Here is a 17,032-nt window from a genome sequence, read left to right as displayed (position 1 = left end):
GAGGGTGCGTCCGTCGCCTGAGGTCGGGCAGTCGCTGCCGGACGCCGAATACCTGGTGCTCTCGAGCCGGCTGATCCCGGACCTCGACGGCGGGTACACGATCGCGACCCTGTCGCGCGCGCGTCAGCTCGCCGGGGCCGGCGTGGCCGACGGGCTCGGACCGCAGCTGCTGACGTTCGATCCGGGCACCGCCGAGGACCATGCGCGACACCGGGAGACATTCGTGTCGCGCGGGATGCTCACCGACGCCTCGCGTCTGCGGAACCTCTTCGACGAGGCGACGGATCCCGGCGGCGGGGCTGCGGCATGGCTGCGCAAAGCCGCCGATCCCGTGCTGTACGCGAGCGAGGGCGTGGAGTACCGGGTGCTCAGGGATGCCGCCTCCCGGCCTTTCGCCGCCCTTCCCGTGATCGCGGGCGACCCGGACTGGCACCGGACCGTCGAGCCCGTGCAGGTGTACGACGCCGCCGGGCAGGTCATCGGGGGTGTGCCCGGCTTCGGCGGCCTGTACCGAGCGTGGCTCGCGCATCTCGTGGCCGGCTTCGGCGAGCGGCCGATCGTCGTGATCTGCGAGGCGCGGCAGCTGGGCGAGCTGATCTCGGAGTGGTCCGACCCCCGGGTCCGCATCCTGCACACCATTCACACCATCCACCTGGAGGCGCCCTATACCGCCGACGCCCCGGTGAATGCGCTGTGGACGCGGTGGCTCGGCATCGCCGACCGGTTCGATGCGGTGATCTGGCCGACCGCCACGCAGCGCGACGACGTCTTCGCGCGTTTCGGCGGAGATGCGCGGCACGAGGTGGTCCCCAACCCCATACCCGCCGTCGAGAGCCGGGACGACCTGCGCGAGCCCGGCCTGGTGGTGGTGCTCGGTCGCCTCGCGCCGGGGAAGCGGATCGACCAGGCCATCCGGGCGTTCCTCGCCGCGGACGTCCCGGGAACGCGCCTGGAGATCTGGGGCGGAGGTCCCGAGCAGCAGCGCCTCGCCGACCTCATCGACGAACTCGGCGTGGGAGACCGCGTGGTGCTCGCCGGATTCACCGACGATCCGGGCCGTGTGCTCGATCGGGCGTCCGTCGTGCTCACCGCCACCGCGTTCGAGGGGCAGCCGCTCTCGGTGGTGGAGGCCCTGCTGCACGGCACACCGGTCGTCTCGTACGACGTGCGCTACGGCATCCGCGATGTGCTCGCCGGGGGCGGCGGGGTGCTCGCGCCCAGCGGTGACGTCGACGCCCTGGCCGTGGCTCTGCGCGGCGTATTGAGCGACCCCGAGCACTGGGCGCGGCTGAGCGCCGAAGCCCCGGCGGCGGCCGCGGAGTGGAGTCCCGAGACCTCGCTGGACGCTCTGACCGCCGTGATCGCCGGCGCCGTGGGGCGCCCGGCGCGCCGCTGATCCGAGCGCCTCGACCGGGATTCGCAAGAAAGTTCGGCGGATGTGTCGATCCGACCCGTTCGCGTTCGACGTCTTTGATGAGAGGGTCGAGAGACGATCCCACGATCAAGGAGAACATCATGAAGTTCATGCTCATCATGCGTGCGACCGACGAGGCCGTCGAGGCGTATAAGGACCTCCCGTTCGACGAGGTCATCGCGGCCATGGGCGCGTACAACGAGTCGATGATGAAGGCGGGCGTGCTCGCCGCCGGCGAGGGCCTCACCGACGCCGCCGAGGGCTTCGTCGTCGACTTCAGCGCGGAGACGCCGCTGGTCACGGACGGCCCCTACGGCGAGACCAAGGAGCTGTTCAACGGCTTCTGGATCATCGAGGTGTCCAGCCGCGAGGAGGCGGCGGAGTGGGCGAGCCGGGCGCCGCTCGGACCGGGTTCGTTCCTGGAGGTGCGGCGGGTCACCGACATGTCCGACTCCCCCCAGGACAACGAGTGGATCGAGAAGGAGGCGGGCTGGCGCGAGGAGCAGGCCCAGCGCGCTCAGCAGTGACATGAGCGCGACGGATGACGACGGCACGGTGCGCTCGCCCTCCGGTTCCGGGGCCGGATCGGTGGAGCGCACCGTCGCCGCGGTCTGGCGCATCGAATCGGCACGCATCGTCGGCACGCTGACCCGGTTCGTCGGGGACTTCGGCCTCGCGGAGGATCTCGCCCAGGAGGCGCTGGAGGACGCGCTGCGGCAGTGGCCGCTCGACGGCGTGCCGCGCAACGGCGGGGCCTGGCTCACGGCAGTGGCGAAGCGCAAGGCGATCGACACCTGGCGGCGACGGGAGCGTCTGGACGACCGTCTGTCGACGATCGCGCACGATCTCGAGCGGGAGCAGGCCGAGGCGGCGGGTGCGGATCCCTGGGATCCGGATGCCGTCGACGACGATGTGCTGCGCCTGATGTTCATCTCGTGCCACCCCGTGCTCGCCCGCGAGGCGCAGGTCGCGCTCACGCTGCGGGTCGTCGGCGGCCTGTCGTCGGAGGAGATCGCCCGGGCCTTCCTCGTGCCGACGGCGACCGTGCAGCAGCGGATCGTGCGGGCCAAGAAGACGCTCGCGGCGGCGAAGGTGCCGTTCGAGCTGCCGCCGCGGGAGGAGCATCGCGCCCGACTCGGTGCGCTCCTCAACGTTCTCTACCTCGTGTTCAACGAGGCGCACGCTGCGAGCAGCGGGCCGGACTGGATGCGGCCGGATCTGGCCGAGGAGGCGATCCGGCTCGCCCGGGTGCTGGCGGGCCTCATGCCGCAGGAGCCCGAGGTGCACGGGCTCCTGGCCCTCCTGGAGCTCACCGCCGCCCGGTTCCCGGCGCGCGTGGACGCCCACGGAGACCCGGTGCTGCTGGCCGACCAGGACCGGCGCCGCTGGGATCGCGGACGCATCACGCGGGGGAGGGCTGCTCTCGCCCGGGCCGACGGGATCGGGCGGGGGCGCGGCCCCTTCGCCCTGCAGGCGGGTATTGCGGAGTGCCATGCGATCGCCGCGTCGGTCGAGACCACCGAGTGGGATCGCATCGTCCTGCTGTACGAGGCGCTGGGCCGTGTGGCCCCCTCGCCAGTGGTCGAGCTCAACCGCGCGGCCGCGGTGGCGATGGCGACCGGCCCCGCGTCGGCGTTGCGGATCCTGGATCAGCTCTCGGCGTCGGGGGCGCTGCGCGGCTACCATCTGCTCCCCGCCACCCGCGGCGAGCTGCTGCGACGGCTGGGCCGGGAGGAGGAGGCGCGCGGCGAGTTCATCGCCGCCGCGGCCCTCGCCGGCAACGACCGGGAGCGCACCCTCCTGGAGAGGAAGGCCGCGGGGGCGCAGAAATGACCCGCCCCCTTCGGAGAGCCGGAGCTGCCGAAGGGGGCGGGCGTGTCGCACCGCTGTGCGGTGACGTGCGTGGTGCGGGGGTCAGCGCTTGGCGCGCTCGCCGCGTCCGACGATCAGGCCGTAGATCAGCAGCACGATGATCGCACCGCCGATGGCCAGCAGCCACGTGGACAGGTCCCAGAACTCTTCGAGACCGACGCCGAAGATCATGCTTCCGATCCAGCCGCCGAGGATCGCGCCCACCACGCCGAGCAGCAGCGTGACGAGCCATCCGCCGCCCTGCTTGCCGGGAAGGATCAGCTTGGCGATGGCGCCGGCGATGAGACCGAGCAGAAGAAAGCCGAGAAAGCTCATGTTGACCTCCTGTATCCGGACGGATCTCGTCCGATGGAGAAGATTCTGCCCTCACAGCCGGCACTCAGGAACCCCCTTGTGCGGCGGAGCGCGGATATGGCAAGAGGCCCGCCCCCTCGGAAGGGGACGGGCCTCGGGTGCCGGATGCAGCGATCAGTCGCTGCCGCGGACGATCGCGATGATGCGGAGGATCTCGACGTAGAGCCAGACGACCGTGACCATGATGCCGAAGGCGCCGAGCCAGCCGTACTTGCGCGGGGCGCCGTTGCGCACGCCCTGCTGGATCTGGTCGAAGTCGAGCACGAGCGAGTACGCGGCCATGAAGACCACGAGGACGCCGATGATGAGGCCGAGCGGGATGCCGAAGATCTCGGCGCTGTAGAGGCCGAACGCCTGGCTCGCGGGCAGCACGCCCGTCCACATCAGGACGAGGTTGAGCAGCGAGAAGACGAGGTAGCCGAGCATCGCGATCATCACGATCTTGGTCATCTTCTTCGAGGCGCGGACCTTGCCGCTCGCGAAGAGCGCCAGCGTGACTCCGACGACGGCGACGGTCGCCAGGGTGGCCTGCAGGACGATGCCGGGCCACCTGACCTCGAAGAACGCCGAGATGCCACCGATGAAGAGGCCCTCGAACGCGGCGTAGCCGAAGATCAGCGCGGGGCGGACCTTCTTGCGCGAGGTGAAGGTGACGACCATGGCGAGGACGAATCCGCCGAGGGCGCCGACCATCCACGGCACGAGCGAGACATTGGAGAACGAGTCGATGTTGATGCCGCCGAGGGTCCACACCCAGCCGATGGCGGCGGTGACGAGGAGGATGCCGAACAGGCCGGCTGTCTTCCACACCGTGTCCTCGACCGACATGCGGTCGGTCTCGATCGAGCCGGCAGGCGGGGCGGCGTACATGCCCTCGAGCCGCGCGTTGGTGGCGGCATCCATGCTCGCGTGCTGGAACGAGGCGCTCTGCGCCCCCTGAGCAGCCTGCGGGGCGCCGGGGTAGGTCGCGACGTTGCGCGGATCCTGCTGCTGGAACGCCGGATTGTTGAAAGCGAAGTTGCTCATCTGTGGGCCTCACTCCTGAAAGGGGGTCGTAGGTCGCTTTCCTCCACGATACCGGGGAGGCGCGTTCCGTGGGGTGTTCTACGCTGTGAGCGTGCTCAGGAAATCACCGCTCGTCATCGGGCATCGCGGGGCCCCCGGCTACCGTCCGGAGCACAGCCGCTCCTCGTACGAGCTCGCCCTCGCGACGGGGGTCGACGCCGTCGAGCCCGATGTCGTCGCGACGAAGGACGGAGTCCTCGTGGTCCGGCACGAGAACGAGATCTCCGGGACGACCGATGTGGCCCGGCATCCCGAGTTCGCGGATCGCAGGACCACCAAGCGGGTCGACGGCGAGGCGCTCACGGGCTGGTTCACGGAGGACTTCACCTGGGCGGAGCTGTCGACGCTGCGCGTGCGCGAGCGCCTGCCGGAGATCCGTCCCGCGAGCGCCCTCGGCGACGACGCCGAGCCGATCCTCCGGCTCGTCGACGTGCTCGACCTCGTGCGCCGGGCGGCGCGCGAGCAGGAACGGGAGATCGGCGTCGTCCTCGAGGTGAAGCACGCGACGTACTTCGCGAGCGTCGGGCTGGACCTGGCTCCGCTCATCGAGCGCGACCTCCGCCTCGCGGGGTGGCCCGACGAGGGGCTCCCGCTCATCGTCGAGTCCTTCGAGTCCACGGTCCTCGGGCAGTTGCGGGAGCGCGGCATCCCCGCCTCCGTGGTGTACCTCATCGAGGCGTCGGGCCGCCCGTACGACCAGGTCGTGGCCCACGGGCGGCAGGCTTCCAGCTACACGGCGACGGTGACCGCCGCGGGGCTCGACGGGCTGGTCGGCCGGGTCGACGGCATCAGCGTCGACAAGCGGATGCTGCTGGCCCGCGGCACCACCATCGTCGACGACGCTCACGCCCGCGGCCTGACCGTCTTCACCTGGACCTGCCGCCCCGAGAACGCCTTCCTGGCCCCCGAGCACCGCAGCGACGGGGGCAAGGCCGCTTTCGGCGACTATCCCGGCGAATGGGACGTGATCGCCCGGACCGGCGTCGACGGGGTCTTCGTCGACCACCCCGACCTCGGAGTCGAGTTCTTCCGAGCGTGACGCGCCGCGCCGCCTCCCGGCGCGGCGGATGCCAGACTGACGCGCATGAGCGGAATCGTCGTGGAAGGCGTCAGCAGAGCGTTCGGCGCCGTGCAGGCGGTGCGGGCGGCGACGCTGCGGGCCGAGGCGGGGCGGGTGACCGGGCTCGTGGGGCCGAACGGGGCGGGCAAGACCACCCTGCTCCTGATGCTGGCCTCGCTCCTCGCCCCGGATGCGGGCACGATCCGCATCGGCGGCGTCGATCCGGTCGACGACCCCCTCGCCGCGCGACGACTGCTGGGCTGGATGCCGGATGCGCTGGGCGCCTGGCCCTCGCTGACCGCCCGGGAGACGCTCGTCACGACCGCCCGCCTCTACGGCATCCCGCGCGCCGAGGCCGCAGGACGCGCGCTGGGGCTGCTCGAGATGGTGGAGCTCGTCCCGCTCGCCGACGCCCCCGCGAAGGTCCTGTCGCGCGGGCAGAAGCAGAAGCTCGGGCTCGCGCGCGCCCTCGTGCATGACCCGAGCATCCTTCTGCTCGACGAGCCCGCGTCGGGTCTCGACCCCGAGGCGCGCGTGCACCTGCGGGTCCTGCTCCGGCGTCTGGCCGCGCAGGGGCGCACGATCCTGATCTCGAGCCACGTGCTGTCCGAACTGGAAGAGGTCGTCGACGACGCGGTCTTCCTCGTGGGTGGGGCGGTGGTCGACGCCGCCCCCGCGCAGGCGACCGTGCGCGCCTGGCGGATCCGCCTGGTCGAGGCGTCGCCCGAGCGCTGGGCCGCGGATGCCGGGAGGGTCGCCGCGACGCTCGGCGTCCCCGCCGAGTCGTTGGGCGCGGATCGCGGCGCGGTCCTCATCGGGTTCGACGGCGAGGGCTCCGCGTCTAACGCCCTGCATCGCCTAACGGCGGCCGGCCTGGCGATCTCGGAGTTCGCCCCGGCGCAGAGCGCCCTCGAGCACGCGTTCCTGCATCTGAACCAGCCGTCGGCTCCCGGAGCGGTGCCGTCCCCGCCTCCGCCCCCCGCGGCGGCACCCGGAACGGAGGCCGGCGCATGAACACGGCGCACATCGGCACCATCGCCCGCCTCGAGCTGACGCAGCGTCTGCGCAGCGTCGGCTGGTACGTGCTGCTCGGTGTCTTCACCCTCGTGCTCCTGGGCGTCACGGCCCTCGCGTTCGCGGTCTACTCGTTCGGCGACGCGGTCGGCGCGGGGGTCTACTCGATCGTCGTGAACATGGTGCTGCTGCTCGTCGTGCTGGTGTCCCCGACGCTGAGCGGCAACGCCATCAACGGCGATCGGGACGCCGCGACGCTCGCGGCGATCCAGGTGACCGCGGCGTCGACCGGCGACATCATGCTGGGGAAGCTGCTGGCGGCCGTCGCCACCGGCGGCGCGTTTCTGCTCGTGGCCCTGCCGTTCCTGGCCCTCTCGCTCCTGGGCGGCGGCGCCGATCCGTTCGTGCTGCTGATCTCGCTGCTCGTGCTCGCGGTCGAGATCGTCATCGTCGCGGCGATCGGCGTGGCGCTCAGCGGACTGATCGCGCGCCCCCTCTTCTCGGTCGCCACCACCTACCTGGTCGTCGCGGCTCTGGTGATCGGCACGCTCATCGTGTTCCTGCTCGGGGGCATGGCGGTGCGGAGCGAGGCGACGAGCTACACCCGGCCGTACGACCAGGACGGGCAGGCGATCTGCGACGAGTGGACGGGCACCTCGACGTACGAGGTGCCCCGGTTCGACCTGGTGTGGTGGGTGCTCGCCGCCAACCCCTTCGTCGTGCTCGCCGACGCCACCCCGACGGAGTACGGCATGGGCGGCTATCCGGTCGACCTGTTCGGGCAGGTCAAGTACGGCGTGCGCAGCGCTCAGCTCTCGCCGCTCGAGCAGCGGTGGGACGAGTGCGACCCCGACGCCCTGCGCACGCCGCAGGAGGTCATCGACTCGACCGTGCCGAGCTGGTTTGTGGGGCTGGGCGTGCAGCTGGTGGTCGCGGGCTCGCTGTTCGCCGGGGCCTGGGCGCGCACGCGCACCCCCGCCCGACGGCTGCCGCCGGGCACGCGCATCGCCTGAGCGACGGGGCGCGGAGCGGTGTCGGTGGCGCCGCCTAGACTCATAGGGACATGACCGAAGCCCCCCTCATCGTTTCCGGAACCGCCGGCCCCCAGGGCCGCGACGAGCTCCTCGCCGGCCTCAACCCGCAGCAGCTCGAGGCGGTGACCTACCGCGGCCCCGCCCTGCTGATCGTGGCGGGCGCCGGTTCCGGCAAGACCAGCGTGCTCACGCGGCGCATCGCCTCTCTCCTGCGCAATCGCGAGGCCTGGCCCAGCCAGATCCTCGCGATCACCTTCACGAACAAGGCCGCGGGCGAGATGCGCGAGCGCGTCGAGGGCCTGGTCGGCGACGCCGCGCGCGGCATGTGGATCTCGACGTTCCACTCGGCGTGCGTGCGCATCCTCCGCCGCGAGGCCGACCAGTTCGGCTTCACGAAGTCATTCACGATCTACGACTCCGGCGACTCGCGCGCCCTCATCAAGCGGCTCGTCAAGGAGCACGAGGCCGATGCCTACGGCCTCACCCCGGCATCCGTGCAGTCCCGCATCTCGAAGCTCAAGAACGAGCTGGCGGATGCCGAGTCCTACGCCCGTCAGGCGAACATGTCGGATCCGGCCGAGCGCATCTTCGTCGACCTCTTCGCGGACTACCAGCGGCAGCTGCAGCGGGCCAACGCCTTCGACTTCGACGACCTGATCGGTCAGACCGTCTACCTGTTCCGGGCGTTCCCGCAGGTGGCCGACACCTATCGCCGCCGGTTCCGCCACATCCTCGTCGACGAGTACCAGGACACCAACCACGCGCAGTACGCGCTGATCCACGAGCTGACCCGGCCCGTGTCGGGTGCCTCCGCCGACGAGGGCTTCGCCTCGAACGGCATGATGATCTTCGAACCCGAGCCGCAGGCCCGGGCCGACGCCGACGCCGCCGGTGCGTCGCTGACCGTCGTCGGCGACTCCGACCAGTCGATCTACGCCTTCCGCGGGGCGGACATCCGCAACATCAGCGAGTTCGAGCGCGACTTCCCGGGGGCGAAGGTCGTACTCCTCGAGCAGAACTACCGCTCGACGCAGAACATCCTCTCCGCCGCCAACGCCGTGATCGGCAACAACTTCGACCGCAAGGACAAGAAGCTCTGGAGCGACCGCGGCGACGGTGACAAGATCATCGGCTTCACCGGCTACTCGCAGCATGACGAGGCCCAGTTCGTGGCCGACGAAATCGAGGCGCTCCACCGCGCCGGCATGCCCTACTCCGAGATGGCGGTCTTCTACCGCACCAACTCGCAGTCGCGTGCGCTCGAGGAGATCTTCATCCGCTCCGCCGTGCCCTACAAGATCATGGGCGGCACCAAGTTCTACGAGCGCGCCGAGATCAAGGACGCCCTGGCCTACCTCGTGGCCGTGGCGAACCCCGCCGACGAGATGGCGGTGCGACGCATCCTGAACAAGCCGCGACGCGGCATCGGCGACGTCACCGAGACCGCGATCGCGCGCTTCGCCGAGGAGCAGGGAATCACCTTCCGCCAGGCGCTGTCCGTGCCCGGGCAGCTGGGGGTGGGCCCGAAGATCCAGGCGGCGATCGGGCATCTCGACGCGGTGCTGGCCGAGGCGACCGAGATCATGCTCCCCGCCACCGGCGAGATCCCGGCGCCGACGACCGTCGCCGAGGGGCTCAGCCTCCTGCTGTCGAAGAGCGGGTACCTCGACGCGCTGCGCGCCAGCCGCGACCCCCAGGACGAGGCGCGCGTCGAGAACCTCGACGAGTTCGTCGCGGTCGCGCGCGACTTCGCGCGCAACAACCCCGAGGGAACGATCCTCGACTTCCTCACCGAGGTGGCTCTCGTGTCGGACGCCGACGACCTCGACGACGAATCGGGCTCGGTGTCGCTCATGACGATGCACACGGCGAAGGGTCTCGAGTACGACGCCGTCTTCGTGACGGGCGTCGAGGAAGACCTCATCCCGCACCGCATCTCGGCGGGCGAGCCGGGCGGCCCGCAGGAGGAGCGCCGGCTCTTCTACGTCGGCATCACCCGTGCCCGCAAGCGCCTGCACCTCTCGCTGGCCATGACCCGGGCGCAGTTCGGCGAGGTCACGGTCGCCATGCCGAGCCGGTTCCTGCAGGAGATCCCGAACGCGCTGATCGACTGGCGACAGTCGCCGGGCGACGTGAACTCGCGCGGTGGCATGCAGTCGCGCGCCCTCAACGCGCGCCGTGCCGGAGGTTCCGGCTCGGGCGACCGCTTCGGCGTCAAGCCGCTGCCGGGACGCGAGTCGCTCAAGCCGCTGTCGACCGCGATGGACCGCTTCCCCAACCGCGTCACGGCGAAGGTGCGCGACAACGGCGACCTCGAGCTCGCGGCGGGGGACCGCATCCGTCATGTCGACTTCGGCGAGGGGCGGGTCGACGCCGTCACCGGCGAAGGCGCGAAGCGCATCGCGCACGTGCGGTTCGACAGCGCGGGTCAGAAGAAGCTGCTCATCAAGGTGGCGCCGATCGAGAAGATCTGAGGCGCGGCGTCCGAGCGGCGACGAGGGTTAGGCTGGCTGATATGGCCCTGTTCTCCCGCCGCAAGAAGTCCGGTGAAGATACCGTCACGTCCGCCTCCGAGACCGCCGAGGAGTCGACCGTCGGGCGGGATGCGTCGACGGAAGCCTCCGCCGAGGCGTCTCCTGAGGCAGCGCCGGAGGCGCCGGCGGCCGAGGCGCCGAGCGTCGCCATCTCCGTGCAGGCGTTCCGCGGCGTCGGGGCCGAGGCCGGCCCGGCCGTGACCCTCCCCGATGCCCCCGACGAGGCGCAGGTGCAGACCACGGCGCCGACGACCCCCGCGGCCCCCGCGCCCGAGGCGCCCGTCGAACGTCGCCTGCCGCTCGCGCCGGCGCTCCCCCCGGAGCAGACCGAGACCGTGCCGGGCATGAGGGACAACGTGCTCCTGCGCGAAGCGCTCAAGGAGGTCGAGAAGGGTGCGACCAACGAGCAGCTGCTCGGCGTGCTGCGTCAGGCTCTCCAGGGGCATCTGTTCATCCGCGTCAACGGCGACGCGCGCGCCCAGATCAGCGAGGGCAAGCCGCTCGCGGTCGCCGTCGTCCGCGACGAGGAGCGGCAGTTCATGCTCGCCTTCAGCTCGGCCGTGGCCGTGCGCGACTCGGTGCAGCTCGAGCCCGACCCCGCGGCGACCTCCGCGGTGGCCCAGCCGGCGACCTCGGTCATGCAGCAGGTCGTCTCGGGCGACTTCGCCGGCCTCATCATCGACAACGCCTCCGCGCCCCACCGCGTCGTGTTCCCGACCGAGCTCCTGCAGAAGACGCTGGAGCAGGCGGACGCAGAGATGACGGTGAAGTCGCTCGTCGCCGCGCCGCGCGCCCAGGACTCCGCGGCCAAGGTCGGCGAGGCCCTGACGCGGACCCGCATGTGGGTGGCCGTGAACGGCGGCAACGCCGACGGGCAGGTCGGCATCGCCGAGGCCCAGACCACCGACGGCAAGCGCTACCTGCAGCTGTTCTCCCACCCGCTCGAGGTGCTCGCGCTGGGGCGCGGCGACCGGCCGCTGCCGTTCGAGCCCTCGCAGCTCGCGAAGGTGCTCGTGGGCCATGAGGACATGGCGGGGGTCGTCGTCGATCCGGCGGGACCGACGCTGATCGTGGAACGCGACGCGCTCGCGCCGGTGATCGAGCTGGCGGCCGACGCGGCGGAGTGACGGCCGCGGCGCTCTTCCGCCGTCGTCCGAAGCACCCTAGGGTCGGTGCATGGCCTCCGAACGCGTGACCCTGACCGTCGCCGATCCCGACGGAGAGCGCGAGGTCGCGCTCTCCAGCCCGAACCGCGTCGTATGGCCCGACCTCGGCATCACCAAGGCCGAGCTCGCCGAGTACGCGCAGGTGGTGGCCGTGCCGTTCCTCGCGGCCAACGGCAACCGCCCGGTGTCGCTCGAGAGGTTCCGCGACGGCGTAGGATCCGCCGACGGGCCTCGCGCGGAGGGGTTCTTCTCGAAGAACCCGCCCAAGGGCACTCCGGACTTCGTCGATGCCGTGACCGTGACCTACAACAGCGGACGCCGGCATCCGCAGATCGTCCTCAACCGGCCCTCCGCCATCGTGTGGGCCGTGCAGATGAACACGATCGTGTTCCACCCCTGGGCGTCGCTGGCGACCGAGTCCGACAATCCCGTCGAGCTGCGCATCGATCTCGATCCGCAGCCGGGCACCGACTTCGCGGATGCCGTCGTCGCCGCCCACACGCTCCGCGAGGTTCTGCGCGAGGCCGGACTCGAGGCGTTCGCCAAGACGAGCGGCAACCGGGGGCTGCACATCTTCGCGCCGATCGAGGCCACCCACGAGTTCCTCGACGTCCGCCATGCGGTGATCGCCGCCGGCCGGGAGCTGGAGCGGAGGATGCCGGAGCAGGTCACGACGAACTGGTGGAAGGAGGAGCGTGGGGAGCGCATCTTCGTCGACTTCAACCAGGCGAACCGGGACCGTACGATGGCCGGCGCCTACAGCCCCCGAGCGCTGCCGGGGGCGACGGTGTCGACGCCGGTGCTCTGGGAGGAGCTGGACGACCTGGACCCGCGGCGCTTCACGGTGCGCAGCATCCCGCAGCGTCTCGAGGAGGTCGGCGATCCGTGGGTGGCGAAGCAGGACTCCCCGGGGCGGATCGACACCCTGCTCGAATGGTGGGAGCGCGACAAGGCGCAGGGCCTCGGCGAGCTGCCGTTCCCGCCCGAGTTCCCGAAGATGCCGGGGGAGCCGCCGCGCGTGCAGCCCAGCAAGAAGGTGGCGGCGAACTGGGACGCCGACGGGAGCCCCGCGGACGGGAGCTGACTCAGGCGAGCACGTCCGCCAGGTCGTAGCCGGCGACCGTGTCGAGCTGGTCGTAGGTGCAGGAGCGGGCGTCGCGGTCGGGGCGCCAGCGCTCGAACTGGACGGTGTGCCGGAATCGTGCTCCCTCGAGCTGGTCGTAGCGCACCTCCAGCACGCGCTCGGGGCGCAGGCGCACGAACGACACGTCCTTCGAGGCGCTGAACCGCGACCGCTCGCCTTCGCCGGTCACGGCGGCTCCGCTGTCGTCGCGCTCGACCAGCGGTGCGAGCTCGTCGACGAGCTGCCGGCGTCGCGCATCGCTCCAGGCGGCGACGCCGCCAACCTGCCGCAGTGTGCCGTCCGCGTCGTACAGCCCGACGAGCAGCGACCCGACTCCCGTCCCCGACTTGTGGATCCGGTAGCCGAGCGCCACCACGTCGGCCGTCCGGGCGTGCTTGACCTTGATGAGCGTGCGCTTGCCGGGCGCGTACGGCTGGTCGAGGGGTTTGGCGACGACCCCGTCCAGACCGGCGCCCTCGAACTCCGCCAGCCAGCGCACGGCGGCATCGCGATCCCGCGTCGTGCGCGTGAGGTGCAGCGGGTGCCCGGCATCCGCGAGGAGCGTCTCGAGGCGTGCCCGGCGCTCCCCGAAGGGGGTCTGCTGGAGGTCGTCGTCGCCGTCGGCGAGCAGGTCGAACGCGATGAACATCGCCGGGGTCTCCGCGGCGAGGCGCGCGACCCGGGAGGCGGCCGGGTGGATGCGCTGGCTCAGGGCCTCCCAGTCCAGCCGCTGAGCGCCCGCGGGCCCGGTCGCCACGACGATCTCGCCGTCGAGCAGGCACGGGCCGGGCAGCAGCTCGGGCAGCGCGTCGACGAGCTCGGGGAAGTAGCGCGTGAGCGGCTTCGCACCGCGCGACCCGATCTCGACGGTCTCGCCGTCCCAGGCGATCAGCCCGCGGAATCCGTCCCACTTCGGCTCGAACAGGAGGCCGCCGGGCGTCCGGGACGGATCGGGGACCGCCGCGGCCGCCTTCGCGAGCATCGGCGCGGGGATGTCGTAGCGCATGCCTCCATCCTGTCCGTCGCGAGACACCGCGGGAAGAGGCTTGCGTCGAGGCGGGGGTTCAGGGGAACAGGTCGTCGAGCTCGTGCGGAAGCCCGGCATCCGCGAGGGCGGTGCGCGCCCCCAGCCAGCCCGCCATGCCGTTGACCCCCGGCCCCGGCGGCACGGCAGCCGACGCGAGGTACACCCCTCGCAGCGGCGTGCGCCACGGCGTGGGGGAGACGGTCGGGCGCTGCAATGCCTGGCGCACCGTGAAGGCGCCGCCGAGCACATCGCCCTGGATCTCGGCGGGGTTGACGGCCTCGCGAGCGGATGCCGGAACGGCATCGTGCGAGAGGATGCGGTCGCGGAAGCCGGGCGCGAAACGCTCGACCTGCCGGGTGATCAGCTCGGTCGCGTCGAGATCGGAGTCCAGCGGCACGTGAATGTACGTCCAGAGCACGGCCTTGCCCTCGGGCGCGCGGGTGGGGTCGAAGACGGAAGGCTGCACCGTCAGCACGTAGGGCCGATCGCTGACGCGCCCCTCCGCCACCGCGTTCTCGCTCTCCTGGATCTCGGCGCGCGTGCCGCCCACGTGCACGGTCGGCGACTGGGCGACGTCGGCGTCGGCCCACGGGACGGGCCCGTCCAGCTCGAAGTCGACCTTCGCGGCGGCGGGACCGTAACGGAACCGCGAGACGGCCCTGGCGTACCGTGCGGGCAGGTCGGGGTGCGTGCGGAGGAGGCGCGGCGAGGTGTTGAGCAGCAGGACGTCGCCGGCACGGGGGTCGCCCCAGTCGAGCGTCGAGAGATCGGTGACCTCCGCTCCGGTCTCGACCGTGCCGCCGTGGGCCTCGAGGTCGGCGACGAGCGCATCGGCGATGCTCTGCGCCCCGCCGCGGGGGTACATCCAGCCCTGGGCGTGACCGAGCGCGGCGAGCAGGAGCCCGGCCGCCGCTCCGGCGAGAGACGGGATCGGGGCGTTCGCGTGCGCGAGCACGCCCGTCATGAGGGCCGCGGCCTCCTCGGTGCGGAACGCCCGGGAGGAGAGCGGTGTGCCCTGGTCGAGCATCCGGAACGCGTAGCGCAGGGCGGTGAGCGGATCGCGGGGCACACGCAGCAGCTGATGACCGGTGAAGTCGACGACGCCCTCGATGTGCCGGCTGAGCGGACGCAGGCGGGCCAGCCAGGCGTCGCCGTCGACGCCGAGCCCCTGCGCGGTGCGCTCGATGTCGCGCCACGCGATCGCCGCCCGCCCGTCGTCGAGCGGGTGCGCGTAGGAGATCTCCGGATGGATCCACTCGACGCGCTCCGCGAGACCGAACGCGCGGAAGAACGACGACGACAGCGCAGCGGGATGGACGGCGGAGCAAACGTCGTGCCGGAAGCCGGGGAGCGTGCCGGGAACCGTGCGCACCCCGCCCCCGATCGTGTCGGCCGCCTCGAGCACGCGGACCCGGTAGCCCGCGCGGGCGAGGGAGACTGCACTGACCAGCCCGTTCGGGCCGCTTCCGATGATCGTCGCGCGCGCCATGACGCCAGTCTCCCACGCGCAGACCCCGCGGGCGCGGGTGGGAGTCGACGGCATCCGACCCGGGCGGTCCCCGGCGGCGCGGGATCGTGCGATCCTGGAGGGGATGAACGAAGTCCAGGGGCCGACCCCCACCGGAACCTCCCGCCCGTACCGCTCGCTCGCCGAGGCCCTGCGCGCCCATCGCATCGACCCGGTGAACCACGAGTTCATCGGCGCGATCGTCGACGCCGCGGACGTGACGTCGCTGATCGACCGCGGACGCTACATCGAGGCACTGCGCCGCGGCGACCGTGCCGCCCTGCACATCGGACGCACCTACACGAACGGCTTCACCGAGGACGAGGTCATCACCGTCGGCTCGACCCGGCTCCGCCTGCAGCCCAGCGAGGGGCGCGCGCCGTACTTCTACGTCACCCATCCGAGCGAGTACGCCGCGGCCGCCCCGACCCGCACCGGCACGCGGAAGCGCGCGTCGGCTCCGCGGACCCCTGCGGCGCCGCGCGAGCGCGCCCCGCAGCCCGTCGAGGAGCGCGACTACGGCGTCTGCGACGTGTGCTTCATGGTGCGCACCCCGTCGGGAGGGTGCGGCTGCGACTGAGCGCCCGGCTCAGGCGAAGGCGCTCATCCCGGTGATGTCGCGGCCGAGGAGCAGCGCCTGCACGCTCTCCGTCCCCTCGTAGGTGTGGATGGCCTCGATGTCGGCGAGGTGCTGCATGACGCCGTTCTCGAGCAGGATGCCGTTGCCGCCGAGCAGGTCGCGGGCCGTCGAGGCGATGCGCCGGGCCGCCCGTGTGTTGTGGAACTTCGCGAGCGATGCCTGGGTGGGCCGCAGCCCTTCGGCCGTCTCGAGGTCGGCGAGCCGCCGGCAGTACAGCTGCATGGCGGTGAGGTCTTCGAGCATGTGGGTCAGGCGCTCCTGCACCATCTGGAACTTCGCGAGCGGCTTGCCGAACTGCGTCCGCTGCGACGCGTAGGCGAGCGCGGCCTCGTAGCAGGCGGTCGCGTGACCGAGCGCCGACCAGGCGACGCCGGAGCGCGTGGCGTAGAGCACGATCGAGGCGTCCTTGAAGCTCCGGGTGCCGGGCAGCACGGCGTCGAGCGGCACGCGCACGTCGTCGAGGCGGATGTGCGCCTGGTGGATCGCCCGCAGCGACGCCTTGCCGCGGATGACGGTGCCGGCGTACCCGGGGGCGTCCTGCTCGACGAGGAAGCACCGCACCGCGCCGTGCTCCTCGGTGCCCTCGTCGTCGACGCGAGCCCAGACGAAGGTGATGCCGCCAGAGGCGCCGTTGCCGATCCACTTCTTCGCACCGCGGAGGACCCACTCGTCTCCGTCGCGTCGCGCGACGGTCTCGAGCGAGACGGAGTCGGATCCGTGGTCCGGCTCGGTGAGCGCGAACGACCCGAGCACGGAGGCGTCGGCGAGCGCGGTGAGCCACTTCTCCTGCTGCGCCGGAGAGCCGAACAGCGCGAGGGTGCGCAGGGCGAGGCCTCCCTGCACCGCGAGGATCGTCCCGAGCGAGCCGTCCCCGCGGGAGATCTCCATGTTCACCAGTCCGGCGGCGAGGGGCGAGAGCCGCGTGAGCGACGGATGCCGGACGCCGTCGACGACCAGATCCATCTCTCCCATGCGCCGGGCCGCTGTCAGCGGGTACTCGGAGCGGTCCCAGGCATCCGCCATCTGCGGAGCCACCTCGTCGACGTAGGCCTTCGCGCGATCCCACGCGGCTCGGTCCTCGGCGGGGATGTCGGCGAACACGGCGTAGTAGTCGGTGTCCTGTCGGCCGGTGACGTCGTAGGACGAGACGCGCTCGCCGGGCAGGGGAGTGGCTTCGATGCTCATGGTGCTCCTTCGTGGCACTAAGTATCGTACGCCTCGA

Annotated in this window: 15 protein-coding genes; 10 read left to right on the top strand and 5 right to left on the bottom strand. The window is 71.7% G+C overall.

The window, feature by feature from the left end; genetic code table 11:
* Nucleotides 1-4: 4 nt before the first annotated feature.
* The 3 genes from AB3M82_RS04295 (at nt 5) to AB3M82_RS04285 (ending at nt 3,247) form a co-directional block, all read left to right on the top strand.
* Nucleotides 5-1,396, top strand: a complete 1,392-nt coding sequence (locus AB3M82_RS04295) for a glycosyltransferase (RefSeq protein ID WP_412955779.1) — start codon at nt 5-7, stop codon at nt 1,394-1,396.
* A 119-nt stretch (nt 1,397-1,515) separates the two neighbouring features.
* A complete protein-coding gene (locus AB3M82_RS04290) occupies nt 1,516-1,941 on the top strand; it encodes a YciI family protein (RefSeq protein ID WP_412955778.1) in 426 nt (141 codons plus the stop codon).
* 1 nt (nt 1,942) lies between these two features.
* Nucleotides 1,943-3,247, top strand: coding sequence for an RNA polymerase sigma factor (locus AB3M82_RS04285; protein ID WP_412955777.1), 1,305 nt, complete (start codon nt 1,943-1,945; stop codon nt 3,245-3,247).
* A gap of 81 nt (nt 3,248-3,328) precedes the next feature.
* On the opposite strand, the gene AB3M82_RS04280 is transcribed toward AB3M82_RS04285, so the two are convergent.
* Together AB3M82_RS04280 and AB3M82_RS04275 are read right to left on the bottom strand one after the other, a co-directional pair.
* Complete coding sequence (locus AB3M82_RS04280) at nt 3,329-3,601, bottom strand: GlsB/YeaQ/YmgE family stress response membrane protein (RefSeq protein WP_412955775.1); 273 nt, start codon at nt 3,599-3,601, stop codon at nt 3,329-3,331.
* Between the two features lie 153 nt (nt 3,602-3,754).
* Nucleotides 3,755-4,666 carry a Bax inhibitor-1/YccA family protein gene (locus tag AB3M82_RS04275; protein WP_412955774.1) on the bottom strand — a complete coding sequence of 304 codons (912 nt, stop codon included), beginning with the start codon at nt 4,664-4,666 and terminating at the stop codon, nt 3,755-3,757.
* Between the two features lie 91 nt (nt 4,667-4,757).
* On the opposite strand from AB3M82_RS04275, the gene AB3M82_RS04270 reads away from it, so the two are divergent.
* From AB3M82_RS04270 to ligD, 6 genes are read left to right on the top strand one after another with little or no spacing between them, the layout of a single operon-like run.
* A complete protein-coding gene (locus AB3M82_RS04270; RefSeq protein WP_412955772.1) occupies nt 4,758-5,744 on the top strand; it encodes a glycerophosphodiester phosphodiesterase family protein in 987 nt (328 codons plus the stop codon).
* A 45-nt stretch (nt 5,745-5,789) separates the two neighbouring features.
* Nucleotides 5,790-6,779, top strand: coding sequence for an ABC transporter ATP-binding protein (locus AB3M82_RS04265; RefSeq protein WP_412955770.1), 990 nt, complete (start codon nt 5,790-5,792; stop codon nt 6,777-6,779).
* On the top strand, nt 6,776-7,792 hold the full coding sequence (locus AB3M82_RS04260) for an ABC transporter permease (protein ID WP_412955769.1): 1,017 nt from the start codon (nt 6,776-6,778) through the stop codon (nt 7,790-7,792). Before AB3M82_RS04265 ends, AB3M82_RS04260 begins: the two co-directional genes overlap by 4 nt.
* Nucleotides 7,793-7,842: 50 nt before the next feature.
* Nucleotides 7,843-10,287 carry an ATP-dependent helicase gene (locus tag AB3M82_RS04255; RefSeq protein ID WP_412955767.1) on the top strand — a complete coding sequence of 815 codons (2,445 nt, stop codon included), beginning with the start codon at nt 7,843-7,845 and terminating at the stop codon, nt 10,285-10,287.
* Between the two features lie 41 nt (nt 10,288-10,328).
* Nucleotides 10,329-11,474, top strand: a complete 1,146-nt coding sequence (locus tag AB3M82_RS04250) for an SseB family protein (RefSeq protein ID WP_412955766.1) — start codon at nt 10,329-10,331, stop codon at nt 11,472-11,474.
* A gap of 49 nt (nt 11,475-11,523) precedes the next feature.
* Nucleotides 11,524-12,597 (top strand): non-homologous end-joining DNA ligase, encoded by a 1,074-nt coding sequence (gene ligD / locus AB3M82_RS04245; RefSeq protein WP_412955765.1) that lies wholly within the window; start codon nt 11,524-11,526, stop codon nt 12,595-12,597.
* Between the two features lies 1 nt (nt 12,598).
* Here ligD and AB3M82_RS04240 read toward each other — a convergent pair whose 3' ends face one another.
* Nucleotides 12,599-13,642, bottom strand: a complete 1,044-nt coding sequence (locus AB3M82_RS04240) for an ATP-dependent DNA ligase (protein ID WP_412955764.1) — start codon at nt 13,640-13,642, stop codon at nt 12,599-12,601.
* A gap of 58 nt (nt 13,643-13,700) precedes the next feature.
* On the bottom strand, nt 13,701-15,152 hold the full coding sequence (locus tag AB3M82_RS04235) for a phytoene desaturase family protein (RefSeq protein ID WP_412955763.1): 1,452 nt from the start codon (nt 15,150-15,152) through the stop codon (nt 13,701-13,703).
* Nucleotides 15,153-15,255: 103 nt separating this feature from the next.
* On the opposite strand from AB3M82_RS04235, the gene AB3M82_RS04230 reads away from it, so the two are divergent.
* Nucleotides 15,256-15,750: a hypothetical protein gene (locus AB3M82_RS04230; RefSeq protein WP_412955762.1), complete on the top strand. Its 495-nt coding sequence runs from the start codon at nt 15,256-15,258 to the stop codon at nt 15,748-15,750.
* 9 nt (nt 15,751-15,759) lie between these two features.
* Here the strand turns inward: AB3M82_RS04230 and AB3M82_RS04225 are convergent, their stop codons facing one another.
* Entirely contained in the window at nt 15,760-16,995 is a 1,236-nt protein-coding gene (locus AB3M82_RS04225) for an acyl-CoA dehydrogenase family protein (RefSeq protein ID WP_412955760.1), read from the bottom strand.
* Nucleotides 16,996-17,032: the final 37 nt, after the last annotated feature.

The organism is Microbacterium californiense (assembly GCF_047246625.1).
Taxonomy (GTDB): domain Bacteria; phylum Actinomycetota; class Actinomycetes; order Actinomycetales; family Microbacteriaceae; genus Microbacterium.
This window is presented reverse-complemented; position numbering and strand designations above follow the sequence as displayed.

Excerpts from the sequence above, each read along its gene's own strand:
- AB3M82_RS04290 (WP_412955778.1), top strand. The coding sequence starts at position 1,516 with ATGAAGTTCATGCTCATCATGCGTGCGACCGACGAGGCCGTCGAGGCG.
- AB3M82_RS04285 (WP_412955777.1), top strand. The coding sequence starts at position 1,943 with ATGAGCGCGACGGATGACGACGGCACGGTGCGCTCGCCCTCCGGTTCC.
- AB3M82_RS04280 (WP_412955775.1), bottom strand. The coding sequence starts at position 3,601 with ATGAGCTTTCTCGGCTTTCTTCTGCTCGGTCTCATCGCCGGCGCCATC.
- AB3M82_RS04275 (WP_412955774.1), bottom strand. The coding sequence starts at position 4,666 with ATGAGCAACTTCGCTTTCAACAATCCGGCGTTCCAGCAGCAGGATCCG.
- AB3M82_RS04265 (WP_412955770.1), top strand. The coding sequence starts at position 5,790 with ATGAGCGGAATCGTCGTGGAAGGCGTCAGCAGAGCGTTCGGCGCCGTG.
- AB3M82_RS04260 (WP_412955769.1), top strand. The coding sequence starts at position 6,776 with ATGAACACGGCGCACATCGGCACCATCGCCCGCCTCGAGCTGACGCAG.
- AB3M82_RS04255 (WP_412955767.1), top strand. The coding sequence starts at position 7,843 with ATGACCGAAGCCCCCCTCATCGTTTCCGGAACCGCCGGCCCCCAGGGC.
- AB3M82_RS04250 (WP_412955766.1), top strand. The coding sequence starts at position 10,329 with ATGGCCCTGTTCTCCCGCCGCAAGAAGTCCGGTGAAGATACCGTCACG.
- ligD (WP_412955765.1), top strand. The coding sequence starts at position 11,524 with ATGGCCTCCGAACGCGTGACCCTGACCGTCGCCGATCCCGACGGAGAG.
- AB3M82_RS04240 (WP_412955764.1), bottom strand. The coding sequence starts at position 13,642 with ATGCGCTACGACATCCCCGCGCCGATGCTCGCGAAGGCGGCCGCGGCG.
- AB3M82_RS04235 (WP_412955763.1), bottom strand. The coding sequence starts at position 15,152 with ATGGCGCGCGCGACGATCATCGGAAGCGGCCCGAACGGGCTGGTCAGT.
- AB3M82_RS04230 (WP_412955762.1), top strand. The coding sequence starts at position 15,256 with ATGAACGAAGTCCAGGGGCCGACCCCCACCGGAACCTCCCGCCCGTAC.
- AB3M82_RS04225 (WP_412955760.1), bottom strand. The coding sequence starts at position 16,995 with ATGAGCATCGAAGCCACTCCCCTGCCCGGCGAGCGCGTCTCGTCCTAC.